The sequence below is a fragment of the Ruegeria sp. C6 genome (assembly GCF_056537625.1).
In genome coordinates this window covers 1,119,734-1,146,697 of record NZ_JBQFRW010000001.1, presented here as the reverse complement: position 1 = coordinate 1,146,697, position 26,964 = coordinate 1,119,734, and the positions used below count along the sequence as shown (strand labels likewise).

Annotated in this window: 26 protein-coding genes; 18 read left to right on the top strand and 8 right to left on the bottom strand. The window is 56.4% G+C overall.

From position 1 onward, the window contains the following. Positions 1-184: 184 nt before the first annotated feature. The 3 genes from ACR0MJ_RS05710 to ACR0MJ_RS05700 are packed head-to-tail and all read left to right on the top strand — an operon-like array spanning position 185 to position 1,760. Positions 185-1,018 carry a coiled-coil domain-containing protein gene (locus tag ACR0MJ_RS05710; protein WP_170393184.1) on the top strand — a complete coding sequence of 278 codons (834 nt, stop codon included), beginning with the start codon at positions 185-187 and terminating at the stop codon, positions 1,016-1,018. Continuing rightward, positions 1,018-1,410, top strand: coding sequence for a cell division protein ZapA (locus ACR0MJ_RS05705; protein WP_170393183.1), 393 nt, complete (start codon positions 1,018-1,020; stop codon positions 1,408-1,410). The genes ACR0MJ_RS05710 and ACR0MJ_RS05705 overlap by 1 nt, the downstream gene beginning before the upstream one ends. Then, complete coding sequence (locus ACR0MJ_RS05700; protein ID WP_170510516.1) at positions 1,410-1,760, top strand: MliC family protein; 351 nt, start codon at positions 1,410-1,412, stop codon at positions 1,758-1,760. Before ACR0MJ_RS05705 ends, ACR0MJ_RS05700 begins: the two co-directional genes overlap by 1 nt. A 1-nt stretch (position 1,761) precedes the next feature. On the opposite strand, the gene grxD is transcribed toward ACR0MJ_RS05700, so the two are convergent. The 6 genes from grxD to ACR0MJ_RS05670 all read right to left on the bottom strand — a co-directional run bounded on the left by grxD (position 1,762) and on the right by ACR0MJ_RS05670 (position 8,593). Continuing rightward, positions 1,762-2,124: a Grx4 family monothiol glutaredoxin gene (grxD, locus tag ACR0MJ_RS05695; RefSeq protein ID WP_170393181.1), complete on the bottom strand. Its 363-nt coding sequence runs from the start codon at positions 2,122-2,124 to the stop codon at positions 1,762-1,764. Next, positions 2,111-2,401, bottom strand: coding sequence for a hypothetical protein (locus ACR0MJ_RS05690; protein WP_480759780.1), 291 nt, complete (start codon positions 2,399-2,401; stop codon positions 2,111-2,113). The genes grxD and ACR0MJ_RS05690 overlap by 14 nt, the downstream gene beginning before the upstream one ends. A 43-nt stretch (positions 2,402-2,444) precedes the next feature. Further along, the gene (locus ACR0MJ_RS05685) at positions 2,445-2,681 is read right to left on the bottom strand and encodes a BolA/IbaG family iron-sulfur metabolism protein (RefSeq protein WP_170562863.1); all 237 of its coding nucleotides are present in this window, start codon (positions 2,679-2,681) and stop codon (positions 2,445-2,447) included. Between the two features lie 138 nt (positions 2,682-2,819). Then, positions 2,820-4,979, bottom strand: a complete 2,160-nt coding sequence (gene purL, locus ACR0MJ_RS05680) for a phosphoribosylformylglycinamidine synthase subunit PurL (protein ID WP_170393178.1) — start codon at positions 4,977-4,979, stop codon at positions 2,820-2,822. A gap of 189 nt (positions 4,980-5,168) precedes the next feature. Next, complete coding sequence (locus tag ACR0MJ_RS05675; protein ID WP_170393177.1) at positions 5,169-7,415, bottom strand: mechanosensitive ion channel family protein; 2,247 nt, start codon at positions 7,413-7,415, stop codon at positions 5,169-5,171. Between the two features lie 269 nt (positions 7,416-7,684). Beyond that, positions 7,685-8,593 carry a LysR family transcriptional regulator gene (locus ACR0MJ_RS05670; protein WP_170393176.1) on the bottom strand — a complete coding sequence of 303 codons (909 nt, stop codon included), beginning with the start codon at positions 8,591-8,593 and terminating at the stop codon, positions 7,685-7,687. A gap of 169 nt (positions 8,594-8,762) precedes the next feature. Here ACR0MJ_RS05670 and ACR0MJ_RS05665 point away from each other — a divergent pair, with 169 nt between their 5' ends. The 10 genes from ACR0MJ_RS05665 (at position 8,763) to ACR0MJ_RS05620 (ending at position 20,203) form a co-directional block, all read left to right on the top strand. Beyond that, positions 8,763-12,182, top strand: a complete 3,420-nt coding sequence (locus tag ACR0MJ_RS05665; RefSeq protein WP_480759777.1) for an indolepyruvate ferredoxin oxidoreductase family protein — start codon at positions 8,763-8,765, stop codon at positions 12,180-12,182. 78 nt (positions 12,183-12,260) lie between these two features. After that, positions 12,261-13,139, top strand: coding sequence for a lysophospholipid acyltransferase family protein (locus ACR0MJ_RS05660; protein ID WP_170393174.1), 879 nt, complete (start codon positions 12,261-12,263; stop codon positions 13,137-13,139). A gap of 8 nt (positions 13,140-13,147) precedes the next feature. Beyond that, a complete protein-coding gene (locus tag ACR0MJ_RS05655; protein WP_480759775.1) occupies positions 13,148-13,957 on the top strand; it encodes a glutamate racemase in 810 nt (269 codons plus the stop codon). 94 nt (positions 13,958-14,051) lie between these two features. Then, complete coding sequence (gene argC, locus ACR0MJ_RS05650; protein ID WP_170610496.1) at positions 14,052-15,080, top strand: N-acetyl-gamma-glutamyl-phosphate reductase; 1,029 nt, start codon at positions 14,052-14,054, stop codon at positions 15,078-15,080. Positions 15,081-15,087: 7 nt separating this feature from the next. Further along, complete coding sequence (ccmE, locus tag ACR0MJ_RS05645) at positions 15,088-15,534, top strand: cytochrome c maturation protein CcmE (protein ID WP_170405562.1); 447 nt, start codon at positions 15,088-15,090, stop codon at positions 15,532-15,534. A gap of 147 nt (positions 15,535-15,681) precedes the next feature. Next, the gene (locus ACR0MJ_RS05640) at positions 15,682-16,293 is read left to right on the top strand and encodes a holin-associated N-acetylmuramidase (protein WP_480561545.1); all 612 of its coding nucleotides are present in this window, start codon (positions 15,682-15,684) and stop codon (positions 16,291-16,293) included. Further along, complete coding sequence (locus tag ACR0MJ_RS05635; protein WP_480759771.1) at positions 16,284-16,862, top strand: holin family protein; 579 nt, start codon at positions 16,284-16,286, stop codon at positions 16,860-16,862. Before ACR0MJ_RS05640 ends, ACR0MJ_RS05635 begins: the two co-directional genes overlap by 10 nt. A gap of 74 nt (positions 16,863-16,936) precedes the next feature. Continuing rightward, on the top strand, positions 16,937-18,901 hold the full coding sequence (locus ACR0MJ_RS05630; RefSeq protein ID WP_480760303.1) for a heme lyase CcmF/NrfE family subunit: 1,965 nt from the start codon (positions 16,937-16,939) through the stop codon (positions 18,899-18,901). Next, a complete protein-coding gene (locus ACR0MJ_RS05625) occupies positions 18,898-19,353 on the top strand; it encodes a cytochrome c-type biogenesis protein (protein ID WP_480759769.1) in 456 nt (151 codons plus the stop codon). Before ACR0MJ_RS05630 ends, ACR0MJ_RS05625 begins: the two co-directional genes overlap by 4 nt. Positions 19,354-19,426: 73 nt before the next feature. Beyond that, complete coding sequence (locus ACR0MJ_RS05620; RefSeq protein WP_170393167.1) at positions 19,427-20,203, top strand: enoyl-CoA hydratase-related protein; 777 nt, start codon at positions 19,427-19,429, stop codon at positions 20,201-20,203. An 8-nt stretch (positions 20,204-20,211) separates the two neighbouring features. Here ACR0MJ_RS05620 and bmt read toward each other — a convergent pair whose 3' ends face one another. Then, positions 20,212-21,225 (bottom strand): betaine--homocysteine S-methyltransferase, encoded by a 1,014-nt coding sequence (gene bmt / locus ACR0MJ_RS05615; protein ID WP_480759765.1) that lies wholly within the window; start codon positions 21,223-21,225, stop codon positions 20,212-20,214. Between the two features lie 121 nt (positions 21,226-21,346). Then, positions 21,347-21,667 (bottom strand): DUF1476 domain-containing protein, encoded by a 321-nt coding sequence (locus tag ACR0MJ_RS05610; RefSeq protein ID WP_170393165.1) that lies wholly within the window; start codon positions 21,665-21,667, stop codon positions 21,347-21,349. 187 nt (positions 21,668-21,854) lie between these two features. Between ACR0MJ_RS05610 and purC the strand changes: the two genes are divergently transcribed. From purC to ACR0MJ_RS05585, 5 genes are all read left to right on the top strand, one after another. Further along, a complete protein-coding gene (purC, locus tag ACR0MJ_RS05605; RefSeq protein ID WP_170393164.1) occupies positions 21,855-22,610 on the top strand; it encodes a phosphoribosylaminoimidazolesuccinocarboxamide synthase in 756 nt (251 codons plus the stop codon). 100 nt (positions 22,611-22,710) lie between these two features. Beyond that, positions 22,711-22,941: a phosphoribosylformylglycinamidine synthase subunit PurS gene (purS, locus tag ACR0MJ_RS05600; protein WP_010439914.1), complete on the top strand. Its 231-nt coding sequence runs from the start codon at positions 22,711-22,713 to the stop codon at positions 22,939-22,941. A gap of 25 nt (positions 22,942-22,966) precedes the next feature. Continuing rightward, complete coding sequence (gene purQ / locus ACR0MJ_RS05595) at positions 22,967-23,635, top strand: phosphoribosylformylglycinamidine synthase subunit PurQ (protein WP_480759762.1); 669 nt, start codon at positions 22,967-22,969, stop codon at positions 23,633-23,635. 36 nt (positions 23,636-23,671) lie between these two features. After that, positions 23,672-25,450: a sensor histidine kinase gene (locus tag ACR0MJ_RS05590; RefSeq protein ID WP_480438519.1), complete on the top strand. Its 1,779-nt coding sequence runs from the start codon at positions 23,672-23,674 to the stop codon at positions 25,448-25,450. A gap of 11 nt (positions 25,451-25,461) precedes the next feature. Continuing rightward, entirely contained in the window at positions 25,462-26,796 is a 1,335-nt protein-coding gene (locus ACR0MJ_RS05585) for a sigma-54-dependent transcriptional regulator (protein WP_170393162.1), read from the top strand. Positions 26,797-26,964 lie beyond the last annotated feature (168 nt).

Genomic DNA, 26,964 nt, shown 5'->3' with positions numbered 1-26,964 from the left:
TTGTCAAAGTGCAAGCAGAACCGCGTGGCACACCGAATTGGCGCTTCAAGAGCGATGTGCAAGTGGTTGAAACCAAACAGTGGGTATTTTCTGTCGCATTCCGTTAGACTAGGGCTGAGCGCCGCCGCTTTTGATTCGGGTAGGCGAATATCAGAACGAACCTTGATAAAGAGGTGACACAGGCATGAGTCAGATCGAAGAACTACAACGCCGTATTATCACCGCGATGGAGCGGATCGGTAATGGTGTCGAGGCCTTGCACGATGCTGGATCCGCAGCCGGTGATGACACGTCGCTGCGAACGGCGCTTGAAGAAGAGCGGGTGGCCAATGCCCAGCTTGAGGAACGGCTGAAAACGATCAAAGAGAGGCACGCGCAAGAGATTGACGCGCTGCGTGCGCAACCGGCACCGAGTTCGGAAGTGGATGCGCTGCGTGCGCAATTGGCCGAGGCGACTTCTCAGCTCGCCACGGTTGAGGCTGCGCGGGCCGAGTTGGCGGATGCCAAGGCTGCGCTTGAAAACACGGACGAAGTCGAGGGCTTGAAGGCAGAGATTGAGACTCTGCGATCACATCAGGGCGCTGCAGAAGAGGCGAATACGTTGCGCGCGCAGGTCGAGAAACTGACCCCAATCGCGGATCGCGCGGAAGAGATGGAGGCCGAATTGGCGCGTCTGCGGGCTGAACTGGTCGATAGCGAGCGGTTAACCGAACTCAATGCCGAGCTTGAGATGCTGCGCGCGGAACGGGCTAGCCATGGGGCCGCGATGTCCCGGTTGGATGATGATTTGCAACGGCTTCGCAATGCAAACGATCAGCTCCGAAGCGCTGTCGATGAATTACGCGCCGCCGCAGAGGACGGTGTCACGGATGCTGACATGCTGAACCGGGCCACGACAGCCGAATTAGAAGCCATACGTGCCGCGCGCGCGTCGGACGCAGCCGAAGCGCATGCGGTCCTGGCTCGGCTTGAGCCATTGCTAAGTCATGCCAATCTGGCCGAGGGAGAGGTGGAATAATGCCCGAAGTAACCATTCATATCGGTGGCCGCGGCTTTGATGTCTCGTGCCAGGACGGTGAAGAACCGTTTCTGCAGGCGGCAGCCAGACTGCTGGATGATGAGGCTCAGGTTTTGTCGGACCAGATCGGACGTATGCCGGAATCGCGGATGCTGCTGATGGCGGGACTTATGTTGGCAGACAAGGCAGCCGCGCATGAAGATCGCATGAAACTGGCCGAGGCCAAGCTGGTTGAATTGGAGACCGAATTGAAGCGGCTCCGCAGCCAACCGCAGCCGGAACCTGAACGGATCGAGGTCGCGGTAGTGCCGCCATCTGTCACGGATACGCTGGCTGAAATGGCGGCGCGCGCCGAAGCCCTGGCGGCAGTCATTGAAGAAAGGACGGCCTAATGCCGATCGCCCGAATAGCCTTTTGCGCGGCCGTCGTCTCGCTGACTGGCACGATGGCAAAGGCCGATATCGACATTCTGTCCGTGACGTTTACCTGTGAAAACAACACGCAAGTGCCGGTGTCCTACTTTAACGCCTCAAATGGCGATGGGGCGGCTGCGATGATGATCGATGATCAGTTGATCCCTATGAAACAGGTTCCAAGCGGCTCGGGCATCCGGTATGAATCCGTCGGAGGGGCAGGGACATACACCCTGCGCTCCAAGGGGTGGGATGCCACGATCAGCCATCAGGCCGAAGGCGACACAGCCCCGGAACTCGTATTGTTCAAGGACTGTAGCAGCCGATAGCTTACGCGTTTGCTTCGCGGATTTTGTCCGCAGCGTCTTTGTTATAGCCCACACTGTTTTCATCGAACAGTGTGTCTAGCTCACCCGACAGCGTCATTTCAGTGATAATGTCGCAACCGCCGACAAACTCGCCTTTGACATAAAGCTGAGGCACGGTTGGCCAGTCGGAGTAGTCCTTGATGCCCTGGCGCACAGCTTCGTCAGCCAGAACGTTCACATCGGTGTATTCGACACCCATGTAATTCAGAACACCGGCCACCCGGGATGAGAACCCGCACTGCGGCATCTCTTTGGTGCCTTTCATGTAAAGCACCACATCGTTGGCTTTGACGGTTTCGTCGATCTGGGTCTTAACGTCGCTCATCTTGCTTTTCCTTTTCATCCGCGTGCGCGGCGGTCGTTCGGTTATCGGGCAGTTCAGGTGCCCATCCTTCTTCTTCAAGCCGCCGGTGTTCTGCTTGTGCAAGCGTCACCGGATCAAGCCCGTATCGTTCAATTCCCCCAACCTTGCTAAGCGTATCGGGGTCAGGGCGCATATCCGACAGTTTTCGTTTTCTGTTGCGTTTGACATAGGCTTCGATGAGGGCGGCGACAACTATCAATGCACCAAGAAGAGATATCCAGAAGGGCCAGCCACTCATCTTTTCAAAGCCACTTAGGCGCCTTTTTGAAAGTAGTGCTGTGTCATTCAGGTACCTTCGTCGTCAACGCCAGCGCGTGCAATTCCCCATCAGATCCATCCATCTTGCCTTTCAGCGCAGCGTAAACCGCACGCTGTTGCTGAACGCGGTTTTTGCCGCGAAAGCTTTCGTCCACGACCATGGCGGACATGTGCACGCCATCGCTGCCACCAACCTGAATTTCCGCATCGGGAAAGCTTTCGCGCAGCAGGGTTTCAATCTCGTGGGCGCTCATCGGCATGTAGGTTCACTCCTGTAGGTCTTTCCCAAGATGTAGAGTGATGGGAGCGGGCGTGCAAGATGTCGAGCATCTTTCAGATACGCGAATCCCGCGCCTATGGAAGACGCGGGAATTCTGGAATTCGGAAGAAACGATTTATCAGGCGACCGCGGCGGCAAAGCTCTGGCGGAAGGTCTCGGTCAGTTCTGCCAAAGGAGCTTCGGAATTGCCGATCTTCACGCTGTCACCGGTAAACCGGCCAACCGAGACCAGCGGGACACCGGCCTGACCGGCAGCGATCATCAGCGCCTCGGCTTGATCGAAGTTGCACGCCACAAGATAACGGGCCTGGTCTTCGCCGAATAGGAACTCGGATGATGCATCATCCAGGCAAACGCCGACGCCTGCAGCTTCAGCAAGTTCAAACGCAGCCAGTGCAAGGCCGCCATCGCTAAGATCAGTACATGCTTTGATCATCTCGCGATTGGCACGGATGAATTCCCCGTTGCGCGCCTCTGCAGCCAGATCAACATGCGGCGCGTCTCCGTCCTCGCGGTTGAATACCTCGGCCAGCAGGGCGGACTGACCCATATGGCCGTTGGTTTCGCCGATGACCAGCGCAACATGGCCATCCCGAACTTCGTTTCCGATTATCTCGTCGCTATGAGCAAGAAGACCAACCGCGCCGATAGTGGGGGTTGGCAGGATAGCCTGGCCGTCAGTCTCGTTATAAAGCGAGACGTTGCCCGACACGATGGGCATATCCAGCGCACCAACGGCGGCACCGATACCTTGGATCGCGCCGACGAACTGACCCATGATCTCGGGCTTTTCGGGGTTCCCGAAGTTCAGGTTGTCTGTGGTGGCAAGTGGTTTGGCCCCCACGGCGGTCAGGTTGCGATAGGCCTCGGCCACCGCTTGTTTGCCGCCTTCCACCGGGTTTGCACGGACATAGCGTGGGGTTACGTCGCTGGTAAAGGCTAGCACCTTGTCGGTGCCATGTACGCGGACCATGCCAGCGCCCAGACCCGGCGTGCGAGTTGAATCCGCCATGACCATGGTGTCGTATTGCTCATAGACCCATTGTTTGCCTGCGTAATTGGGTGAAGAGAGCAGGGCGCGCAGACCGTCGATCGGATCGATCTGTGGTACGTCTTCCAGTGGCGCGGACTCAGGGGTCGGTTCCCACGGGCGGTCGTATTCAGGCGCGGTCGAGGACAGTTTAGACAGGACTAGATCGGCTTTGATCTCACCATTGTGCATGATCAGGAAACGGTCTTCGGCAATGGTTTCGCCTACGATGGCAAAATCGAGGTCCCATTTTTCGAACACGGCGCGGGCCTCGGCCTCAAGCTCAGGTTTGAGGACCATCAGCATCCGTTCCTGAGATTCCGACAGCATCATTTCATAGGCTGTCATGTTCTCTTCGCGCTGCGGGACATTCTCGAGGTCCAAACGCACGCCCAGACCACCTTTGTCGCCCATCTCTACAGCCGAGCAGGTCAAGCCCGCTGCGCCCATGTCCTGGATCGAGATCACGGCACCGGTCTGCATCAGTTCCAGCGTTGCTTCCATCAGGCGCTTTTCGGTGAAGGGGTCGCCGACCTGAACGGTGGGGCGTTTTTCTTCGATGGTGTCATCGAATTCGGCCGATGCCATGGTTGCTCCGCCCACACCGTCACGACCGGTTTTTGCGCCCAGATAGACGACGGGCATCCCAACGCCCGAAGCGGCCGAGTAGAAAATCTTGTCACTGTCAGCCAGACCAGCGGCAAACGCGTTCACAAGGCAGTTGCCGTTATAGGCCGGGTGGAACCGAACTTCGCCACCCACGCAAGGCACACCGAAGCAGTTGCCGTAGCCGCCAATCCCCTCGACCACTCCGTTCACCAATTGGCGCGTCTTATGGTGGCCTGGCTCGCCAAAGGACAGTGCGTTCATCGAGGCGATGGGCCGTGCGCCCATGGTAAAAACATCCCGCAGGATGCCGCCCACGCCGGTCGCCGCGCCCTGATAAGGTTCGATATACGAAGGGTGGTTGTGGCTTTCCATCTTGAACACCACGGCCTGGCCGTCGCCGATATCGACGACACCCGCATTCTCGCCTGGGCCGCAGATGACCTGAGGGCCAGAGGTCGGAAGGGTGCGCAACCATTTCTTGGACGACTTATAAGAACAATGCTCGTTCCACATCGCTGAAAAGATGCCAAGCTCGGTAAAGGTCGGCTCACGCCCGATGATCTCAAGGATCATGTCGTATTCCTCGGGCTTGAGCCCATGTGCGGCAATCAGATCGGGTGTGATGGCGGGCTCTTGCATCTTCTGTCCTGTGTCCATGTGGGCCGAGATTGCGGGCCTTTTAGGGCAATGGGCCGCTTGAGGAAAGGGCCAAACCCGCACAGGGGACATCGGGCAATAAAAAACGGAACCGGCCATAAGACCGGTTCCGATTTCAGAGGCGTGCTGATTTGGTTCAGCGAGCGGCTGAAAAGTGTCGAAGCCTAAGTGTCAGGCGGGGTTTTGCCCTTTGTTGACCGCATCTGCGGCGGCTGCGCCGGCGGCAGCTTTTTGTTCCTCAGTTATGTTCTCAGCCTCATCCAACCCCGGGATGGCGACGCGCACCTCGCGGCGGGCGAAATCGATACCATTTGCGTTGAATTCGGCCTTCACACGGTTAAAGATTTCCTTACGCAGTGTGAATTGCTTGCCGGGCTTGGCCATGAACTTGCCTCGGATGATCATACCGACATCGTCGAAGTCGAACACACCCTGAGATTTGAAGGGCTGCAGGAAGCCATCTTTGTGAACCTCGTCCTGCATCATCTCGGCACCGATCTTCTTGAAGATCTTCTTGACCTTGTTGGGGTCGGTGTCGAACGGCACAGTAAATTTCAACTTCATGATCACCCAGTCACGGCTGAAGTTGGTGAGCTTTTGAATCTCGCCATAAGGTATAGTGTGCACCGGACCACGATGGTGGCGAAGCTGCATTGAGCGGATCGAAATTTTCTCGACCGTTCCCATGGTCCCGCCGACATCTACATATTCGCCAACGCGGAAGGCGTCATCGATCAGGAAGAAGATGCCGCCAACGATATCGGCCACCAGTTTCTGCGCACCAAAGCCGATGGCCAGACCCAAAACACCAGCACCAGCCAGCAGCGGCGTGATGTTGATGCCCAAAGCGCTCAGGGCCAGTAGGCCGAAGATCACCGAGATGGTGACTTGTGCGGTAATCCGCAACAAGGGCAGGACGGTCGCCAGACGCGAACCACCCGCGCCGCCACCTTCTCCGCCGGCTTCTTCATCCAGCTCCTCGGCCGCTGTCTGTTCCTTGGCCAGACGACGGTTAATCCACAGCGAGACGATCTCGTTCAGGATGTAGCCGACAGCGATGATCAGCAGGAACTCGATGATTGCGCCGCCAACTTCGGCACCGATACCTGCGGACGCAACATGGCGCAGATCAAGCTGCCAAACACGGGAAATCATGAAGACGACGAAGAGGCCAGCAATCACCCGACCGATGCGAATATAACTGCGCTTGGCCGATCGATAGGCGCGTTCTGCTAATGGCCCTTCGCCCGACATTGGCGGCTGCAGGTGGCGCACCAAACCACGTATCAATGTATCAAGTGCAGGTGCAATCAACAGCCAGAACATGGTTGTGAAATGCGCTCCACCGGATAGCACGCGGATCAGCGCCGGGTTGCGTTGTGCTACCAGGAATTCGACCAGCAGCCAAATCACAACCGAAACGCCGATTGCAAAATACGGGTAATACCGCGCGACTTCTTCGTCGAACTTGGTGTGGTCTGGGTCGGTGCCCAGCATCATCTGTGACAAACCTTCGCGCGCAGTCCAGGCGATTATGCCAATATAGACGTGGATTGCTGCGTTCAGCCAGAAACCGATGCGTGTCTGATCGCCGGTTACCCCGTTGAGCGCGTTGAACCTTAGTACGAACAAGGTAAAGCCGATAAGGATCAGCAGACCGATCAGGTTGCGATGCAGGTATTTTGCCCAGTGGTCGTCAATGTTTACCAATCGGAATTGTGGCTTTTGCGGCGCAAGAACAAAGCGCGAGACTGCTGCCCCCAGACGCGGCACCCAGATTAGGTAGAATACAAATGGGGCTGCATAGATGATCTGCTCGGGGCTCAGCAATCCTCGGCCAATCGCCCGAATGACGACGTAGAATACGATAAGCCCTGCAATTTCGCGGCAAAATCGGCGGAACAGGTAGTTCACAGCGCCTCTGAGATCAGCGTCACCCGATGGCTCGGTTGCCTCATGCCAGCGGCGGGTCAGGAAAATGAATAGCTTCTCAGCAATGAAGCCGACTATCAGGACCGAGAGCACCAGCCCCATTAGCGTCAGAACACCAGCGCCCCCCAATTTGTCAGAGAAATTGCTAAATGCAGTGATTTGCGCACTGATGATATTGGGAACTGTGGTCAGAACATGTGTCCAGGATGCGACCATTTCTGCCCAGATCTCATTGAGCTCGGTCAGCGGGTCTTCCTGACCTTCCTTTTCCGCCGCTTGCTTTTCGGCAACAGCGTCAAGGCGTTCCAGAAGGATTGCCCGCACCTGGTCGTCAGACATGCGCGCAACCAGATCATCAACCTGTTCTGGCGTCAGATCTTCGGGAATTTCAACTGTAGCGGTTGTGCTTGTGTCTTGTGCATGAAGTGGCACGGCCAGGAACAAGACTGAAATCATCGCCAACAATAGGCGGAATGAGTGGAACATGAATTAGCCCTCGAACACGAAATTTAGGTGTTTTTTCGGGATCATAGGCCTACGCGTTGGATTTTCCCAGTGCTTTCCACTGAATTGCATCAGCCTGGCGCAAAAAAAAGGCCGAGCACTAAGCTCGGCCGTAGTCCAACAGGGAGGTATGAAGATGATGAGCGTTTCAGCATCACCGCCTTCATGTGCTCATTTAGGGATCAGTTTATTAACGATCAAGGTCTATTAGCAGACCCCGGCGTCATGCCCGCTATGCTCTGAGTGCATGGCTATAGCTTGCCCAATTGCCTCAGCTGTTTGCGATGGGCGATTATCTCATCCTGCACAAAGTCCCGGAATGCCGCTATCCGTTTGGAATGACGCAATTCTTCGGGGTAGGCGAGGTAAACCGGCACATCAGCACTTTCGATGTCTGACATGACGGGGACCAGATCCGGGAAGTCCTCTGTCACATAATCAGGAAGTACTCCGATACCCAGATCATGCAGCACGCCCTGAAGAACGCCGAAATAGTTGTTCACGGTCAGTAACGAGCCGGGATTGTATGTCATAAGGTGACGAACCATCGACGCGCTTGCCCCAACCTGAGGGGCTGCGGGCGTTTGGCAGATCAATCGGTGCTTGGAAATGTCTTCCAGCGTTTCAGGCGCCCCACCATGAGCATCCAAATAGCTGCGCGTTGCATAGAGCAGCATCTGCACAGTCATCAGCCGTTTGCGCACGAGATCGGCCTGGCTGGGCTCTTTCATGCGGATGGCCACATCGGCTTCACGCATTGGCAGATCCAATACCCGTTCTTCAAGCATGAGGTCGATATTGAGGTCGGGATACTGTTCATAGAGCTTCGGTAGGCGCGGGGCGAGCCACAGCGTGCCGAACCCGAAGGTGGTGGTCACCCTCAGTACGCCAAATACCTCATCTTCACTATCCCGGATACGCGCTGCAGCGGCATCCAGACGTTTCAGCATAGCTGTCGTAGCATCGAACAACAATTCGCCTTGTTCTGTCAGAATCAGGCCGCGTGCATGGCGGTGGAACAAGGTTGCATCGAGTGATTCTTCAAGCGCGCGGATCTGACGGCTCACCGCGGATTGAGATAAATTGAGCTTGTCTCCCGCGTGTGTGAGGCTGCCAGCGTCTGCAACCGCGTGAAATATTCTGAGCTTGTCCCAATCCATCGCCGCAACTTTCGTTATCCTCGCGCAGCCCTATATGAAACAGGTAACAAATTCCACAATGAAACCCGGAAATCGTTACGGAATAGAGTAAAATCACTATACAGGTCAGTATTTATGACCTAATATGCACGAGAATAAAGCACACTAATCCGACGAGGGGAGACGTCAGATGAGTCAGCCGAAAATTTCACTCAACGACCGGTTCGACCTGTCCAAAAGCCCGGTTCTTTTGAACGGCACACAGGCACTGGTGCGTTTGATGCTGATGCAAAAAGTACGAGACACTGCGGCGGGATTGAACACAGCGGGTCTGGTCACAGGCTATCGGGGGTCTCCGCTTGGTGCTGTAGACCTTCAGATGTCTCGTGCCGAAAAGCAACTTGCCGAAAAGGATGTCACCTTTCAATTCGGATTGAACGAAGATCTGGCTGCAACCGCATTGTGGGGCAGCCAACAGGCGGGGCTGCGTGGCGACGGAAAATTCGATGGTGTTTTTGGGCTCTGGTATGGCAAGGGGCCGGGCGTAGATCGATCCGGTGATGTGATGCGCCATGCCAATATGGCGGGCACGGCGCAACATGGCGGTGTATTGATGGCCATGGGCGATGATCACACTGGTGAAAGCTCGACCGTTTTACATCAGTCGGAATGGTCACTGGTGGACATGTATATGCCCGTGGTCAGCCCGGCAGGTGTGCAAGAAATTCTGGACTATGGCATCTATGGATTTGCGCTCAGCCGGTTCGCCGGGGTCTGGGTCGGGCTGAAAACGATGAAAGACACGATCGAAGTGACTTCCGTCGTAGATGGCCGCCCTGACCGAATGCAGCTGGTCACCCCTCAATTCGATATGCCAGAGGGTGGGCTGAATATTCGGCTGGGTGATACGCCGCATCTGCAGGAAGCGCGCGTAATCGACCACAAGCGCTTTGCGGCAGAGGTCTTTTCGCACGCCAACAAGCTAGACAAAAGGGTCTGGGGAAAACCGGGCGCCAAGATTGGGTTTGTGGCGGCGGGTAAGAACTGGCTTGATCTGACTCATGCCATGTCGCTGCTGAACATCAACGCGGATGAGGCCGAACGGCTAGGCATTACCACCTATAAGATCGGTCAGACTTTCCCTTTGGATATGAAGGGCTTCCACGATTGGGCTGAGGGGCTGGACCTGATCGTGATCGTCGAGGAAAAGCGCAAGCTGATCGAAGTTCAGGTCAAAGAAGCGATCTTTGACGACCGTCGTGGGCGCCGTGTTTATGGCTGGTACAAAGGCGGCGCGGGGACGCTGCACCGCGAAGAACTGTTCCCGACCCGAGGGGCGCTTGACCCGATCATGATTGCCGAGAAGCTGGGTGAGATCCTAATCGAAGAGGGGCGCGATACAGATGGCGTTCGTGCCGGACTGGAGGCGCTGTCCGAAGCGCGCCGGGCTGACAATGCGCAGGAAATCGCGGCGCGTTTACCATACTTTTGTTCTGGATGTCCGCATAACAGTTCAACCAAGCTGCCTGATGGCAGCCGAGCCTATGCCGGGATTGGCTGTCACTACATGGTGCAGTGGATGGATCGCGAAACCACCGGTTTCACCCAGATGGGCGGCGAAGGCGCAAACTGGATCGGCGAGGCTCCGTTTTCGACCACACAACATGTTTTCCAAAACCTCGGCGATGGCACCTATAACCATTCCGGCGTGCAGGCGATCCGGGCGGCACTGGCTGCGGGCACAAATATCACCTTTAAGATCCTCTATAACGACGCCGTTGCGATGACTGGAGGTCAGGAGAACGAAGGTGGGCTAAGTGCCGAACGCATCGTCGCCGAGGTCCGCGCAATGGGTGTCAGCAACGTCGCTGTCGTTTACGACGAAAAAGAAGATGTGAATTTTGGTGCGTTGCCTTCGGGCGTTGAGACGTTCGAGCGTTCAAAACTGATGCAGGTTCAGGAAAAATTCCGCGAAATCGAGGGTGTATCGGTCATTGTTTATGTTCAGACCTGCGCAGCTGAAAAGCGCAGGAGACGCAAGCGCGGCACGTTCCCCGACCCCGATAAGCGAGTGTTCATAAATACTGATATCTGTGAGGGTTGCGGAGATTGCGGCGTTCAGTCGAACTGTGTTTCCATCGTACCGAAAGAGACCGAACTTGGCCGCAAGCGTGCGATTGATCAGTCAAGCTGCAACAAGGATTTTTCCTGCTTGAACGGGTTCTGCCCGTCTTTTGTAACCGTTGAAGGGGCGAAAATCCGCAAAGAGGCGACGACCGACCTCGACTTGCCCGACCTACCGGACCCCGTTTTGCCACAGATTAACGGCACCCATAATGTCGTGATCACCGGCGTTGGTGGCACAGGCGTTGTCACCATCGGGGCGGTTCTGGCGCAAGCCGCACAAATCGACGGCAAGGGTGCCGGTATGATGGAAATGGCCGGCCTCGCACAGAAGGGTGGCGCCGTACATATCCATTGCCGTCTGGCCAACCGGCCCGATGATATCAGCGCGATCCGTGTTGCCACTGGCGAAGCGCATGCGCTGATCGGTGGTGATCTGGTGGTATCGGCCGGGGCCAAGACGCTTGGCCTCACGCAAACCGGCCAGACCGGCGCTGTTGTGAACAGTCATGAGATTATCACCGGTGACTTCACGCGCGATACAGAATTCACAATCCCCAGCGATCAATTGCAGCTTGCGCTGCAGGCGCGGTTGAAAGACGGGGTGGCCCTTTTCGATGCCACCGATCTGGCGCGAGCCGTGATGGGCGACTCGATCTATTCCAATATGATGGTCTTTGGCGCAGCCTGGCAGCGTGGTCTGCTACCGATCAGTCACCAAGCGATAATGGGTGCTATTGAGTTGAATGGTGCGGCGGTCGAGCGCAACAAACGCGCCTTTGAAGTTGGTCGCTGGGCGGTGACCCACCCCAACGACGTGGCCAATATTTTGCGCCCCAACGTGGAAGAGTTGCCAAAGACCCTCGATCAAGTGATCGATTTCCGCGCTGCGCACCTGATCGACTATCAGAATAAGCGGTTGGCGAAACGTTATCGCAAGCTGGTCGACAGCGTTGAAGATCAACACGTTCGTGAGGCTATTGCCAAAGGCTACCATAAGCTTTTGTCATATAAGGATGAATATGAAGTCGCCCGATTGCTGCTCGACAGTCGCCAGAAGGCGGAGGACGAGTTTGATGGTGACTTTAAGATGACCTTCCATCTTGCGCCGCCAACCCTGGGGACGAAGAGCGACAATGGACGCCCGGCCAAGAAAGCGTTCGGAGAGTGGTTTCTTGGTCCGTTGAAGGTTCTAGCCAAGCTGAAAGGTTTGCGCGGCACTCCGCTGGATATCTTTGGCTACACGACAGAGCGCAAAATGGAGCGTGCTCTGATCCGCCAGTATGAAAAGGACATGAAAGAGGTTTTGCCCAGCCTGACACCCGAAACCAGTGATGCGATCGCGGCCCTTGCGGCTCTGCCATTGGACATTCGCGGTTTCGGTCCGGTTTTGGTCGCGAATGAAGCCAAGGCTGCGAAACGTCGCGAGGAATTGTTGGCTGTTATTCGCGATGGCGGGCCTCAGATGAAAGCTGCGGCAGAGTGAGGCTTTACAAGCTTGTCATCAAACCTATGCAAAATGGCTACCCGGCCTTATCTAAGCGGCAGCAAACCGGAGTAGCCAATGCCCTCGCGCCATCACGTCGCTCGTGACATCTCTTACGCCCATTCCGCAGAAACGCGGAGCGGGCGTATTGTGATCAAGCTGATGGAAAACACGACCGGTCGTCTGCGTCTTATCCGCCGCGCTGACGGGTATGAGCAGGAGGTCGCACAGGGGCGTGATTTTTGGTCCGTAATGGTGGATCGATATGGGCTGACATTAGACGTGGTTGGCGGTGCGTTGTCGAACATCCCAAAAGATGGGCCATTGATCCTGATTGCGAACCATCCTTACGGCATTCTAGACGGGCTAATGATGGGACACATCCTGTCTCAGACTCGGACAGACTTTCGCATTCTCGCCAATCATGTTTTTCGCAAAGCTGAAGACCTGAACAGCATCGTGCTGCCAATTTCGTTTGATGCCACAAAAGATGCGATGAAGCTGAATCTTGCGACTCGCAAAACCGCTCTGAACTACCTAAGCGATGGTGGTGCAATCGGGATCTTCCCAGGTGGCACAGTCAGCACTGCGGCCAAGCCATTTTCTCATCCGATGGATCCGGGCTGGCGGGGATTTACAGCGCGGATGGTTGCCAAATCCAATGCGACCGTTGTGCCGGTTTTCTTCGATGGTCACACCTCGCGTTTGTTCCAGATTGCCAGCCATCTGCACAACACTCTGCGGATGGGGTTGCTGATCAAAGAGTTCAAGAAACGTGTCGATACCCCCGTCCGCGTGGTTGTAGGAGACCCCATTGGGCGCGACATTCTGGACCCGCTGGGCAAGGATACGCGCAAGATGATGGATTTCCTGCGCAAAGCCACGTATGAGCTGTCTCCAGAGCCATTGAAGTCTTATGACTATGGCTATGAATTCGAGGAACGGCATCGCGCCTGAAGGGGCAAATGGCAGTAGGTATCTTTGATTCCGGATTGGGTGGTTTGACCGTCCTGAACGCCGCGCAGAAACGTCTGCCCGACGTTGATTTCCTTTATTTCGCGGACAGCGCGCATGCGCCTTATGGTGTGCGCGATGCCGAGGATATCTTTAACCTGACACGAAACGCTGTGCAGGACCTTTGGGATCGCGGTTGCAATCTGGTGATTCTGGCCTGCAATACCGCAAGCGCCGCCGCCCTGCGTCGGATGCAAGAAGCGGGCGTGCCAGAAGGAAAGCGTGTACTGGGCGTATTTGTGCCTTTGATTGAGGCGCTGACTGAACGGCAATGGGGCGACAACTCTCCGCCGCGTGAGGTTCAGGTGCAGCATGTTGCGCTGTTTGCGACGCCCGCGACAGTGTCGAGCCGTGCGTTTCAGCGGGAGCTGGCGTTTCGGGCGATAGGGGTTGATGTCGAAGCGCAAGCCTGCGGCGGGGTGGTGGACGCCATCGAAGAGGGCGACATGATCTTGGCCGAGGCTTTGGTACGCAGCCATGTGGATGCTCTGAAGCGCAAGATGCCGGAACCGCAAGCAGCCATTCTGGGCTGTACGCATTACCCGCTGATGGCAGAGACGTTTCAGCTGGCGCTCGGACCGGATGTGAAAGTCTATAGCCAGGGTGATCTGGTTGCGGAAAGCCTTGCAGACTACTTGCAACGGCATCCGAATATGCTGGGTGAGAGCACCGATGGCTTCCTGACAACGGGTAAGCCGGGCGTTGTGACGGATCGCGCGACTCAGTTCCTGCGACGACAAATCACCTTTGAAGCCGCCTGACCTAGGTCAAGGACGGCGCTTTTCCGATTCCGTAATTCGTTGACCGTCACAGCGGCGGTCACCCCATGTGACACATGAATGAAAGAGGTCTGACATGACCCACAAAATCGCAATTCTTGGCGCTTCTGGTTACACCGGCGCGGAACTCGTGCGGCTGATCGCCGGGCATCCGAGTATGGAAATCAAATCTCTGGCCGCCGAGCGGAAGGCTGGACAGACAATGGCGCAGGTATTTCCGCATCTGCGCCATATGGATTTGCCGGTGCTTTGCAAGATTTCCGAGATCGACTTTAGCCAAATCGACCTGTGTTTCTGCGCTCTGCCGCACAAGACTAGTCAGGAAGTCATTCGCGAACTGCCCAACACCTTGAAAATTGTTGACCTGTCAGCAGATTTTCGACTTCGCGATGGCGACGAATACAAGAAGTGGTATGGGAATTCACATGCCGCGCTTGGGCATCAGGAAGAGGCGGTTTATGGTCTGACCGAGTTCTACCGTGACGAAATCCGCGGCGCTCGGCTGGTTGCCGGGACCGGATGCAATGCCGCGACGGGTCAGTATGTGCTGCGTCCGCTGATTTCGGCGGGTGTGATTGATCTGGATGACATCATTCTGGACCTGAAATGCGCGGTCTCGGGCGCAGGTCGGGCGCTGAAAGAGAATCTATTGCACGCAGAACTCAGTGAAGGGGCGAACGCATATGCCGTTGGCGGGACGCACCGGCATCTGGGCGAGTTTGATCAGGAGTTTTCGGAACTGGCTGGACGGACGGTGCATGTGCAGTTCACACCGCACCTGATCCCGGCCAACCGGGGTATTCTGGCCACAACCTATGTAAAGGGCGACCCGCAGAGCGTGTATGAGACACTTCAATCGGCCTATGAAGCCGAGCCCTTCATTGAGATGCTGCCATTTGGCGAGACGCCCTCAACCCACCATGTGCGGGGGTCGAACTTCTGCCATATCGGTGTCGTTGGAGATCGGATCGAACGCCGTGCAATCGTGGTGGCAGCATTGGATAACCTGACAAAAGGTAGCAGTGGGCAAGCCTTGCAGAACGCCAACCTGATGTTAGGTGAGGATGAAACCCTGGGTCTGATGATGGCCCCCTTGTTCCCGTGAGGACGGTATGAAAACGCTTAAGAAACGTCGTCGTGTACAAGTCATTCTAGTGGCTGTTGCGGCCCTGATACTGGCGACGGGTCTGATCGGATATGCGATGCGTGATGGCATCAACTTTTTCCGCTCACCCAGTCAGGTGATTGCAGAACCGCCGAAACCGACCGAGGTGTTCCGTATCGGTGGATTGGTCGAAGAAGGTTCGATCATTCGCGGGCAGGGTGAGACTGTGCATTTCGTCGTGACCGACGGCGGTGAAAGCGTAAAGGTCGCTTTTACCGGTGTTCTGCCTGATCTGTTCTCGGAAAATCAGGGTATGGTGGGCACCGGAAGTTATGTGAATGGAGTCTTTGAAGCCACTGAAATCCTTGCGAAACACGATGAAACCTACATGCCCAAAGAGGTTGTGGACGCATTAAAAGAGCAAGGCGTTTATCAGGAATCAGGCGATAGCTGAATGCAGCATCGCTGAATGCCATTGGCGTTAAAATTTCTAAACAGAAGAAGCGGGGCGTTGCGTGCTAAGGTAGGCAGCGCCCTTTGTTTTGCAGTGGTGTTAACGAAATTGTCCGACCGTTTGCCAAAGTTTGGCATAGGGGTGACGATGTTGACGGTACGACAGATTGCAAAAGGGATCGTGGCGCGGGAAGGTGGTTTTGTGGATGACCCCGATGATCCCGGCGGTGCCACGAAATACGGGGTGACGATCCATACCATGCGCAGATTGGGTCTCGATCTGGACCGAGATGGTTCGGTGACGCAACAAGACGTGCGCATGCTTAGCAAAGCGCAGGCCGTCGATATTTTTCTGGAACACTATTTTGAGAAACCTCGCCTTCAGGTGCTGCCGGAAGCCGTACAGGCATCCGTGTTCGACATGTACGTCAATGCAGGAGCTCAAGCGGTGAAAATCCTGCAGAACCTGCTGCGGCAGATGGAGTATGACATTACGGTTGACGGGGTCATCGGCCCTCAGACTGCGCAGGCTAGCCGGGAGGCGGCTAGTCCAAAGCCTCTGGTGTTTCGTGATGCCTATGGGGTCGCAAGGCGAAACTATTACTTCCGTTTAGCAGACCGGCGGATCGCTCTTCGCAAATATGCCAGAACTCGCGCGGGCGGCAAAGGCGGATGGATCAAGCGTGCCGAAGAGTTTTTATCGCCCAAGTATCATCTTAGCGAGGACGCGTTTCAGAAAAGGGTTTCAGGATGGGTTTGATCTCGGGTTTGTTGGCGCTCTTGTTTGGCGGAGGTCGCAATGTGGTTCGCGAAACTGCGGAAGTGTTTCGCGAAAATGTAGAAAGCGGTGCCGAGCGTTCTGTCGAACTGCGCGGTGCGGCCATGGCGCAATTCGGCACTGAATTCCAAGCTCCAAGCAAAACCAGGTTTGATCGATTCATGGATGGGCTGAATCGCCTTCCGCGACCGGCGCTGGCTTTGGGAACATTGGGTTTGTTTCTGGCCGCCATGATCGATCCGCTGCGGTTCGCAGCACGTATGCAGGGAATTGCGCTGGTGCCAGAGCCACTGTGGTGGCTGTTAGGGGTGATCGTGTCGTTTTACTTTGGCGCGCGGCATCAGATCAAAGCGCAGGATTTTCAAAGAGAAATCAGCGCGACAATGCTGAGGGCGCCTGAGGTGATCGCCAATCGTGAAACGATCCGCGGGTTGCGCGATGACAGTCCGGGTGTCGCCGATACTGGCTCGGACGCATCGTTGGCCGAAGCAGTCAACCAGCCGGATTCGAACCCTGCATTGGAGGACTGGAAGCGACTACGAAAGACCTGAGGCGCGACATTATGTGCGGTGATCCGAGGCGAATGTGAATGGCACTTGCACCGGTGCCGCAGTATAAGCAGGCCATGATTACAGAACTCGGCCATTTCGCACTTATCTTAGCCTTCCTCGTTGCCATCGTCCAAACTGTGGTGCCGTTGATCGGGGCTGCCAACCGTTGGAACGGGTGGATGGTTTTCGCTGAACCGGCCGCCATCACGCAGTTCATTTTGGCCGCCTTTTCCTTTGGTGCGCTGGTCTGGGCGTTTACCACGTCTGACTTCTCGTTGCGGATCGTGGTCGAGAATAGCCATTCGGCAAAACCGATGCTCTACAAGATCACCGGGACCTGGGGAAACCATGAAGGTTCGATGCTGTTATGGGTCCTGATTGTAGCGATATTCGGCGCGATGGCCGCCATATTCGGCGCTGGCTTGCCTCCGACCTTAAAGGCGCGGGTGCTGGCCGTTCAGGCCGCGATCGGAGTGGCTTTCTATGCCTTTATCCTCTTCACATCGAACCCGTTTGACCGACTGCCTGTTCCTCCATTCGATGGACGGGACCTGAACCCGCTGCTGCAGGACCCCGGTTTGGCCTTCCATCCGCCATTCCTGTATCTGGGCTATGTCGGCCTCAGCATGGCGTTCAGTTTTGCCGTTGCTGCATTGATCGAGGGCCGGGTGGACGCGGCTTGGGGGCGTTGGGTACGGCCTTGGACATTGGCGGCTTGGGTCTTCCTGACGATCGGTATCGCGCTTGGATCCTGGTGGGCCTACTACGAATTGGGCTGGGGCGGGTTCTGGTTCTGGGATCCTGTTGAGAACGCCAGCTTTATGCCTTGGTTACTGGCGGCCGCTCTATTGCATTCCTCCATCGTGGTGGAAAAACGCGAGTCGTTGAAAAGCTGGACGATCTTGCTTGCGATTATCGCGTTTGGGTTTTCTCTGATCGGGACCTTTATCGTGAGATCGGGGCTGCTGACTTCGGTCCATGCTTTTGCCAATGATCCTGAGCGTGGCGTATTTATCCTGTTCATCCTGATCATCTTTACCGGCGGTGCGTTGACCCTGTTTGCTGCACGCGCGCAGGCGATGGAGGCGAAGGGTGTCTTCGGAATGGTCAGCCGCGAAAGTGCATTGGTTCTGAACAACATCTTGTTGGCAGTTAGCTGCTTTGTCGTGTTTTTTGGCACAATGTGGCCAATGGTGGCCGAGATGGCGTTCGATAGAAAACTCTCGGTGGGCGCGCCGTTCTTCAATGCGGCATTTACCCCATTCATGGTCGCCCTCGGAATCGTTCTTCCCGTCGGCGCAATGCTGCCGTGGAAGCGGGGCAAGCTAAGCCGGGCGGCATGGTCTTTGCGCTATGCATTTGTGCTGGCGGTCACGATCGCGATACTGGTCTGGGTGATGCAGACCGGACGCAGCGCATTGGGACCCGTAGGTTTGTTCCTGGGGGCGTGGATCACCTTCGGCGCCATCGTCGATCTTTGGAGCCGCACTGGCCGCAAAGGCAGTTTTGGACGCCTGTTTCGACTGCCCGGCGCAGACTGGGGTAAGGCGGTGGCCCATAGTGGTTTGGGCGTCACCATGTTTGCCATCGCAGGCCTAACCGCTTGGGAAGTCGAGGATATTCGCGTCGCTCAACCGGGTCAGCCTTTTGAAGTGGGGCAGTTTACGTTGACGTTGCAAGATGTGCGTCAGGTACAGGGGCCGAACTATTTCTCAACCATGGCGGATGTGCTTGTTGAGAAGGACGGGCGCTATATCGCGACTCTTAACCCGGAAAAGCGCGACTACCCTGTGGCACGGATGCCGACAACTGAGGCTGCAATCGACTACCGCTTTCTGCGCGATCTATATGTTGTGATCGGGGATCAACAAGCTGATGGCGGCTGGGTGATGCGTACCTATATCAAACCTCTGGCCAACTGGATTTGGGGCGGATGTATCCTCATGGCTCTGGGCGGTGTGCTCAGCCTGTCGGATCGCCGTTTCCGTGTTGCAGCCGGTGCACGGAAAACGCCTGCAAGCGGGGTTCCTGCCGAATGAAGCGCCTGCTTGTTATCCTGCTGCTGATTGCATCCCCCATCATGGCTATTCAGCCGGATGAAGTGCTTGACGACCCGGCGCTCGAGACACGAGCACGGGATATCAGTACCGGTCTGCGCTGCTTGGTGTGCCGGAACGAAAGCATTGACGAAAGCAATGCTGAACTTGCGCGTGATCTGCGTATCTTGGTGCGAGAACGTCTGGTTGCGGGGGATACTGATCAAGAGGTTATGGACTTCATCGTTGATCGCTATGGCGAATATGTGCTGCTGAAACCTACCGCGACCGGCGCCAATCTGTTGTTATGGCTGTCGGCTCCTGTCATGCTGCTGATAGCGGCCGGCATGGGGTGGAACTTTTTGCGCAAGCGTTCGCAGCATCAGGAAGTAGCGCATTCAGAAGGCCTTAGTGAGGAAGAACAAGAGCGTCTGCGCCGAATTCTGGAAGACTGACGCGCGGTTCTTCTTTTCCTTTTTCCGCATTTGCGTCAGTGTTTTGCAGAACGCTGCGCAGCTGAGGTTTTGCATGGAATACGAAGCGGTCCTTCTGGACATTACTGATAACTTGGCGGTTTTGACATTGAACCGGCCGGATAAGATGAATGCGTTGACTACGCAGATGCGGGCCGAGATCACCTACGCAATGAAAGACGCCGCGCAACACGCTCGCGCGATCGTCCTGACCGGTGCTGGACCTGCCTTTTGTTCGGGGCAAGATCTTGGCGACGCGTCGAGCACAGGAAAGATCGACCTCGAACGCGCGCTTCGGGACGAATATGAACCGATGCTTGAGGCTGTCTATGATTGCCCCGTGCCAACTATAGCGGCAGTTAACGGACCAGCAGCGGGGGCGGGGGCTAACCTGGCACTTTGTGCCGATGTGGTGATAGCAACCGAGAGTGCCTATTTCCTGCAAGCTTTCGCTCGGATCGGTCTGCTGCCCGATGCAGGCGGCACCTGGTTCATGCCGCGTCAGATGGGGTTTGCCAAAGCGATGGGTGCAGCGTTGTTTGCAGACAAGATCAGCGCGCGCCAGGCGGATGAATGGGGATTGATCTGGGAAGCGGTTGCGGATGATGAGTTCGACGCTCATTGGCGCAAGAGAGCTGCGTATTTGGCGAATGGCCCAACCTCTGGGTTTCGCGCGATCAAACAAGCGATCCGGGGAACTTACGATAGAACATTACCTCAGCAACTTGCAGCCGAAGCCCACCTGCAGGGCGAATGCGGACGTACCCGAGACTTTGCCGAAGGCGTCGTAGCATTTCTTGAAAAGCGCCCTGCGAAATTCGAAGGGCGCTGATCATTCAATCAGGCCCGGCGGCGGCGACGAGTGCGCCGTTCGGGAACGGCCTCGTCCCCAGTGCCATCTGAGGCTGAGGTAAACGGACCAAGCGCCGATACGATCTGATCCAGGGTCGGGCGCTCGCCGCGCGGACCGTTATCTAACGCCTCGCGCATTTTGCGCAAATGCGCAGGCATAGTGCCACAGCAACCGCCAATGATCGTTGCACCTGCATCGCGCGCCATGGCGGCGTACTGGCCCATCAGTTCAGGCGTTCCATCATAATGGATATGACCGTCCACATATTTCGGGATCCCTGCGTTGCCCTTGGAAATCAGTGGACGTTCGTTTCCTTGGGCAGCGAACCCAAGCACCGTCCGCAGTATATCCGAGGCACCAGTGCCGCAATTCGCCCCGAACGCAAACGGAGGATTGGGCAGAGTTTCCACGATCATTGCGAGATCAGAAGATGTAACACCCATCATTGTGCGGCCAGCCGTGTCAAAACTCATGGTGCCGCACCACGGCATATCTGCCAGAGCGAACGCTTCTGCCGCAGCCCGGAATTCTTCCGGCGCGCTTATGGTCTCAAGCCACAGAACATCTGCGCCTCCGGCCTTCAATGCCTCAGCTTGTTCATGAAACATCTCGACGGCTTCGGCGTGTGAGAGGCTACCGACAGGTTCCATGATCTCGCCGGTCGGACCAACGGATCCGGCCACGATGATTGGGCGGCCTGCTTTATCAGCGACTTCGCGACCCAGTTCAGCGCCAGTACGGTTCAGCTCGGCCACGCGGTTCTGGGCGTCGTGTAACTTCAAACGCGCGGCTGTTCCACCAAATGTGTTTGTCAAAAACAGATCACTGCCGGCATCGACCGAGCCCTGATACAGAGCACGAATCTTGTCAGGCGCATCGACATTCCACAATTCCGGCGCATCGCCTGATTGCAGGCCCATGTTGAACAGGTTCGTCCCGGTCGCGCCATCCGCCAGAATGACGTCTACGGTTTCCAGAAGGTTGCTGAGCGCGTTTGTCATTGGAGTATTCCAAAATTGGGGCCACAGCCCGTAAAAATATGAGACGCCCCGTGTCTCATGACCGGGGCGTCAAATCAAATTCATAAAACTCATGAAGATCATGAGTTTTGAAGCTCAGGCATCAGGACTCGGCTTCTGCCATCACCTGCTCTTTGGCTTCGACCAGAAGTTCGACCATCTTCTCGCGGATTTTAGCCTCATCCGCGAGATCACCGAGGTATCCTTTGACCGCCTCGACAACATCGTCTTCGCTGACATTTTGCAGGTCGGTGTGGACCAGTTCCTGCCCGTATTTACGCGCCTGTTCCACAGTCTCGCCTTTCAGCGCCGAGGCCCATACAGCCATAAATCGATTGCGGCGCATCCGGGCGATGAACTGCATCTTTTCGTCATGAGCGAATTTGTTTTCAAACGCGGCTTCACGTTCGTCGAATGTGGTCATTGGTTGGGGACCTCTTGGGTTAGATGTTCTTTTCTGATGATATGACTATACGACGCCCTGTGCGCAAGGTATTTGCGCTGCGTCAAAGCCTCTCGGGGTTGCGAACTTGCGGGAAAGCGGGGCTTGCACTATGAGGGCGCCAACGTGAAGGGACTCATTCCCTTTCCCCAGACTGGAAAGGTCGCTCATGGCGCGTCGCAAGAAGATTTACGAAGGTAAAGCCAAGATCCTGTATGAAGGTCCCGAGCCGGGCACCATCGTGCAGTACTTCAAGGATGACGCCACAGCTTTCAACGCCGAGAAGAAAGACGTGATCGATGGAAAGGGCGTTCTGAACAACCGGTTGAGCGAATTCTTCATGACCGGTCTGGCCCAGATCGGAGTTCCGACGCACTTTATTCGCCGTCTGAACATGCGGGAGCAACTTGTGCGGAATTGTGAGATCATTCCACTGGAAGTGATCGTCCGCAACTATGCCGCCGGATCGATGTCCAAACGCCTCGGTATCGCCGAGGGTACTCAACTGCCGCGCCCGATTGTTGAATACTGCTACAAGGACGATGCGCTGGGTGATCCGCTGGTGACCGAAGAGCACATTGCGGCATTCGGCTGGGCGAGCCAGCAGGATATGGACGATATCCTGAGCCTTGCACTGCGCGTTAATGATTTCATGAGCGGCGTGATGCTGGCGGTTGGTATTCGTCTGGTCGATTTCAAAATCGAGATCGGGCGCGTGTTCGAAGGCGATTTCCAACGACTGATCATTGCGGACGAAATCAGCCCCGATAGCTGCCGTCTATGGGATATCGAAACCGGTCAGAAGCTGGACAAGGATGTGTTCCGCCGTGATCTGGGTAGTCTGACTGATGCATATTCTGAGGTCGCCCGCCGTCTTGGCGTTCTGCCCAAAAGCAATGTCACAAAACCAACGCTGATCAACTGATCCTGTCTCATATCGACAGGGTTGTCCGACAAACCCAAGCGGGGTATCCCGCGCCCAACGAAACGGATCGATGCGCGGTCCATCAGTGGAGTTCTCGAAAATGAAAGCACGTGTGCATGTGATGCTCAAGAACGGGGTTCTGGACCCGCAGGGCGAGGCTGTGCGTCACGCATTGGGTGCGATGGGCTTTGATCAGGTCGAAGGTGTCCGTCAGGGCAAGGTGATCGATCTGGAACTGGCAGACGGCGCGACCGAGGCGGACGTAACCAAGATGTGCGAAAAGCTGTTGGCCAACACGGTCATCGAACGCTTCGAGATCGAACTGCTCTGAGTTTTCCGACCTAGGAGGGTCCGCCATGCGCGCAGCCGTCATTGTTTTCCCCGGTTCCAACTGCGATCGTGATCTTGCCGTTGCTTTCGAGCAGGCCGGTTTTTCCGTCGATATGGTCTGGCACAAGGATGCCGCGCTGCCCGTGGGTATAGATATCGTCGGTGTGCCGGGTGGGTTTTCTTACGGCGACTATCTGCGCTGCGGCGCGATTGCGGCGCAATCGCCCATTTGTAAAGCGCTGGCCGCGCATACCGAGCGTGGTGGCTATGCCGTCGGCATCTGCAACGGTTTTCAAGTTCTGACCGAAACCGGAATTCTGCCTGGCGCGCTGTTGCGCAATGCCGGTCTGAAATACATCTGCAAAACGATCGGACTGAAGGTCGAAACCAGCGATAGCGCCTTTACTGAAGGGTACAATGCCGGGGATGTGATCGATATCCCGATTGCGCATCACGATGGCAATTATTTCGCAGACGATGAGACCTTGGCCGAGTTGAAAGATCAGGATCGCGTTGCCTTCACATATGCCGAAAATCCCAATGGTTCGCGCGACGATATTGCAGGGATTTTATCGCACAACCGGCGCGTGTTAGGCATGATGCCCCACCCAGAACGGGCGGCGGATTCAGGCCACGGAGGCACTGACGGGACGGCGCTCTTCCGCGCATTGGCCGGGGTGCTGACGCCCGCGTGACTTGAGGTCATCAGTCGGGACGCGTAGCGTCAGTACATGAGCGCGGAAGATCAAGCAAACAGCAAAGGGTTTCTGAACCGGTTTCGCGGCGCGCCTATGGGCTGGCGGCTGCGTCTTGCCGTGTTTTTGTTGCTGCTTGCTACCGTCGCCACAGTGTGGATCACCAACAGTCTGCTAACAAGTCGCTTCACCGAATCGACCAGAAACCGGGCCGAACTGCGGTTAGCCTTGTATTCCGGCAACCTGCTGAGTGAGTTGCGACGAAACGCCATCGTGCCGCAGTTGCTTGCCCGTGACCCCACCCTGATTTCGGCCCTGCAATCCAGCGATTACACGCTGTCGAGCCAGCGCCTGATCTCTTTCGTTGAAGAAATCGGGGCGGCCTCGCTGGTTTTGCTGGATGGGGATGGCCTGACACGTGCTGCAACCGACCGGAACCGGTTGCAGGAAAGCCACCGGAACTCGCCTTACTTCATCGATGCTATCCGGTCGAATGCCACTATATTCTCGGTCATTCCACGTGAGTCCGGCGGTTACAGCTTTGTGTACTCGCGGCGAATCGAGGCGAATGCAGAGATCCTTGGCGTGATCGTAGTTGAAGTTGATCTGCAGAAATTTGAACGCGCATGGGCAGGTATTTCTGATGCGGTGATGGTCACCGACAGCACCGGTACGATCATCCTCTCGACCGAGCCTCAGTGGCGAGGTCTGGATGAAAGCGGTGCCATGTTGCGCCAACCCCCTCAGAACGCGATCCAGCGCGCAATCCGGGCCACAACCGATTGGAGCGCTTTGCCCCCCGATGCCTATCTTCAGGGCGAGGCTGTGATGCGGATGGAGACCCGCATTCCGTTCCGGGGCTGGCAAATGACTTCGTTCACCACCTATTCATCGATCCGCGAGCGGGTGAACAGCGTTCTGGCGCTTGAGATCATGGCATTTGCGATTCTTCTGGCGCTGACCTTCTATGCGCTCAGCCGCAGAGCGACGTTGCGCATGACCTTGTTCCAGCGCGAGTCGGCGGAGCTTCGCGCATTGAACGTAAGGCTGCAGCGGGAAATCGCTGAGCGTGAACGTGTTGAAAAGACGCTGGAAGTTGCCGAACAAACCCTTGCCCAGAGCTCAAAACTGGCAGCACTTGGAGAGATGTCTGCGGCAGTCAGTCACGAGTTAAATCAACCTCTGGCTGCGATGAAAACTTATCTGGCCGGCGCGCGTCTGCTTTTGCGTCGAAACCGACCCGAGGAGGCGTTGGCCAGCTTTGGACGGATCGACGGATTGATCGAGCGGATGGGGGCGATCACGCGCCAGCTCAAATCCTATGCGCGCAAAGGTGCAGATGCATTTTCGCCAGTAAATCTTGGCGAAGCGCTGGCCTCGTCCCTGTCGATGATGGAGCCGCAGCTGCGTCAGCGGCATGTGAAGATAACCCAGATTTTGCCCGAAGAACCTGTTATAGTGATGGGTGATCGGATGCGGATCGAACAGGTTATGGTCAATCTCTTGCGCAATGCGCTGGATGCGACCAAGTCTGTGGATGAGCCGGATGTCGAGATCATTCTCGCTGCAGGTGAAACTGCGGTACTGACCGTGCGGGACAATGGCCACGGGATCGAGGATATCGAAAACCTGTTCGAGCCGTTTTATACGACCAAACGCCCGGGGGACGGCGTTGGTCTGGGGCTTGCCATCTCGTCCGGGATCGTGAACGACCATGGCGGACGGCTGACCGCGCGCAACGGCCAACAGGGTGGCGCGGTGTTTGAGATGCAATTGCCCATATTGGGAAGCGACGGCCTTGAGGCCGCGGAATAGAGGAAGTGACTATGGCACAGGCCATGAAAATCGCCATCGTGGATGATGAACAGGACATGCGCCAGTCGATCAGCCAGTGGCTGGCTTTGTCGGGGTACGACACCGAAACCTTTTCAAGCGCCGAGGATGCGCTCAAGGTGTTGGGGCCAGAATACCCCGGGATCGTGATTTCTGACATCAAGATGCCTGGAATGGATGGCATTCAACTGCTGAAAAAGCTGATGGGGGCCGATAGCACGCTTCCGGTGATCATGATCACGGGACATGGCGACGTGCCAATGGCCGTAGAGGCGATGCGTGTCGGGGCGTTCGATTTCCTTGAAAAGCCGTTTAACCCCGATCGCATGTCCGAACTGGCCAAACGCGCCAGCAATGCGCGTCGTCTGACGCTCGACAACCGAGCCCTGCGGCGTGAGCTGTCTGGCGGTACGCAGATCATGAACAAGCTAATCGGTGCCAGCCCCGTCATGGAGCGGTTGCGTGAAGATATTCTGGATCTGGGGCAGGCGGATGGTCATGTCCTGATCGATGGGGAAACCGGAACCGGAAAGACTTTGGTGGCGCATGCATTGCACGCGGTTGGTAGCCGGGCGGGTAAGAAATTCGTCCTGGTTTCTTGCGCAGCACTTGAGGAAGAAGCGCTGTCGAAACGCCTGTTTGGCCCGATGCTCCCCGAAGACACGCAGTTGCCCGCCATCGAAGAGGCCCGAGGCGGTACGCTGGTTCTTGAGGATGTCGAAGCCCTGAGTGATACGCTGCAGGCCCGTCTATTGAGCGTTATGAATGAACAGGGCACCCCTGCGGAAACGCGGATCGTTGCGATTTCGAACCTGCAGGAAGCGGGCAAAACCTCAGAAGATGTATTGCGTCCCGATCTGTTCTATCGGTTGGCGGCGCTGCGCATCACCATGCCTCCGCTGCGACAGCGGGGTGAGGACATCCTGACGCTGTTCACCCGTCTGAGCGAACAGTTCGCAGAGGAATATGGCTGCGACGCGCCTCAGGTCAGTGCGCAGGAAGCGGCTCAGCTGCTTCAGGCCCCGTGGCCCGGGAATGTGAGGCAGTTGATCAACATTGCTGAGCGTGCGGTGCTGCAGTCGCGGCGCGGGTCGGGGACAATTGCTTCGCTGCTGATGTCGGATCACGAAGAGATGCAGCCAGTGATGACAACTGAAGGCAAGCCGTTGAAGGAATATGTTGAAGCCTTCGAGCGGATGCTGATCGACAATACGATGCGCCGTCACAAGGGATCGATCGCCTCGGTGATGGAAGAACTCTGCCTGCCACGCCGGACACTGAACGAAAAGATGGCGAAGTACGGGTTGCAGCGTTCGGATTACCTGTGAAGGTGGAGGAGGGGGCTGGCCCCCTCTTGAGCCTGCGGTTCAATTCAACCCCTGGATATTTTGAACAGATGAAGGGACTCTTCGGCGCGTTCTTGGGGCGCGATGCAGTTTGCCCATTGTCTTTTCCACAGGACTGCTTTTATTGTGATCGAACGGGCCGGGTATTTT

What these genes read in the sequence shown, in the direction of transcription:
- ACR0MJ_RS05590 (WP_480438519.1), top strand. Translation starts at nt 23,672, where the DNA reads ATGAGCGCGGAAGATCAAGCAAACAGCAAAGGGTTTCTGAACCGGTTT.
- ACR0MJ_RS05705 (WP_170393183.1), top strand. Translation starts at nt 1,018, where the DNA reads ATGCCCGAAGTAACCATTCATATCGGTGGCCGCGGCTTTGATGTCTCG.
- purQ (WP_480759762.1), top strand. Translation starts at nt 22,967, where the DNA reads ATGCGCGCAGCCGTCATTGTTTTCCCCGGTTCCAACTGCGATCGTGAT.
- ACR0MJ_RS05700 (WP_170510516.1), top strand. Translation starts at nt 1,410, where the DNA reads ATGCCGATCGCCCGAATAGCCTTTTGCGCGGCCGTCGTCTCGCTGACT.
- ACR0MJ_RS05635 (WP_480759771.1), top strand. Translation starts at nt 16,284, where the DNA reads ATGGGTTTGATCTCGGGTTTGTTGGCGCTCTTGTTTGGCGGAGGTCGC.
- ACR0MJ_RS05640 (WP_480561545.1), top strand. Translation starts at nt 15,682, where the DNA reads ATGTTGACGGTACGACAGATTGCAAAAGGGATCGTGGCGCGGGAAGGT.
- ACR0MJ_RS05675 (WP_170393177.1), bottom strand. Translation starts at nt 7,415, where the DNA reads ATGTTCCACTCATTCCGCCTATTGTTGGCGATGATTTCAGTCTTGTTC.
- grxD (WP_170393181.1), bottom strand. Translation starts at nt 2,124, where the DNA reads ATGAGCGACGTTAAGACCCAGATCGACGAAACCGTCAAAGCCAACGAT.
- ACR0MJ_RS05610 (WP_170393165.1), bottom strand. Translation starts at nt 21,667, where the DNA reads ATGACCACATTCGACGAACGTGAAGCCGCGTTTGAAAACAAATTCGCT.
- ACR0MJ_RS05710 (WP_170393184.1), top strand. Translation starts at nt 185, where the DNA reads ATGAGTCAGATCGAAGAACTACAACGCCGTATTATCACCGCGATGGAG.
- purS (WP_010439914.1), top strand. Translation starts at nt 22,711, where the DNA reads ATGAAAGCACGTGTGCATGTGATGCTCAAGAACGGGGTTCTGGACCCG.
- ACR0MJ_RS05660 (WP_170393174.1), top strand. Translation starts at nt 12,261, where the DNA reads ATGCCCTCGCGCCATCACGTCGCTCGTGACATCTCTTACGCCCATTCC.
- ACR0MJ_RS05620 (WP_170393167.1), top strand. Translation starts at nt 19,427, where the DNA reads ATGGAATACGAAGCGGTCCTTCTGGACATTACTGATAACTTGGCGGTT.
- ACR0MJ_RS05690 (WP_480759780.1), bottom strand. Translation starts at nt 2,401, where the DNA reads ATGAGTGGCTGGCCCTTCTGGATATCTCTTCTTGGTGCATTGATAGTT.
- argC (WP_170610496.1), top strand. Translation starts at nt 14,052, where the DNA reads ATGACCCACAAAATCGCAATTCTTGGCGCTTCTGGTTACACCGGCGCG.
- purC (WP_170393164.1), top strand. Translation starts at nt 21,855, where the DNA reads ATGGCGCGTCGCAAGAAGATTTACGAAGGTAAAGCCAAGATCCTGTAT.
- ACR0MJ_RS05630 (WP_480760303.1), top strand. Translation starts at nt 16,937, where the DNA reads ATGATTACAGAACTCGGCCATTTCGCACTTATCTTAGCCTTCCTCGTT.
- ACR0MJ_RS05670 (WP_170393176.1), bottom strand. Translation starts at nt 8,593, where the DNA reads ATGGATTGGGACAAGCTCAGAATATTTCACGCGGTTGCAGACGCTGGC.
- ACR0MJ_RS05665 (WP_480759777.1), top strand. Translation starts at nt 8,763, where the DNA reads ATGAGTCAGCCGAAAATTTCACTCAACGACCGGTTCGACCTGTCCAAA.
- ccmE (WP_170405562.1), top strand. Translation starts at nt 15,088, where the DNA reads ATGAAAACGCTTAAGAAACGTCGTCGTGTACAAGTCATTCTAGTGGCT.
- purL (WP_170393178.1), bottom strand. Translation starts at nt 4,979, where the DNA reads ATGCAAGAGCCCGCCATCACACCCGATCTGATTGCCGCACATGGGCTC.
- bmt (WP_480759765.1), bottom strand. Translation starts at nt 21,225, where the DNA reads ATGACAAACGCGCTCAGCAACCTTCTGGAAACCGTAGACGTCATTCTG.
- ACR0MJ_RS05685 (WP_170562863.1), bottom strand. Translation starts at nt 2,681, where the DNA reads ATGCCGATGAGCGCCCACGAGATTGAAACCCTGCTGCGCGAAAGCTTT.
- ACR0MJ_RS05655 (WP_480759775.1), top strand. Translation starts at nt 13,148, where the DNA reads ATGGCAGTAGGTATCTTTGATTCCGGATTGGGTGGTTTGACCGTCCTG.
- ACR0MJ_RS05585 (WP_170393162.1), top strand. Translation starts at nt 25,462, where the DNA reads ATGGCACAGGCCATGAAAATCGCCATCGTGGATGATGAACAGGACATG.
- ACR0MJ_RS05625 (WP_480759769.1), top strand. Translation starts at nt 18,898, where the DNA reads ATGAAGCGCCTGCTTGTTATCCTGCTGCTGATTGCATCCCCCATCATG.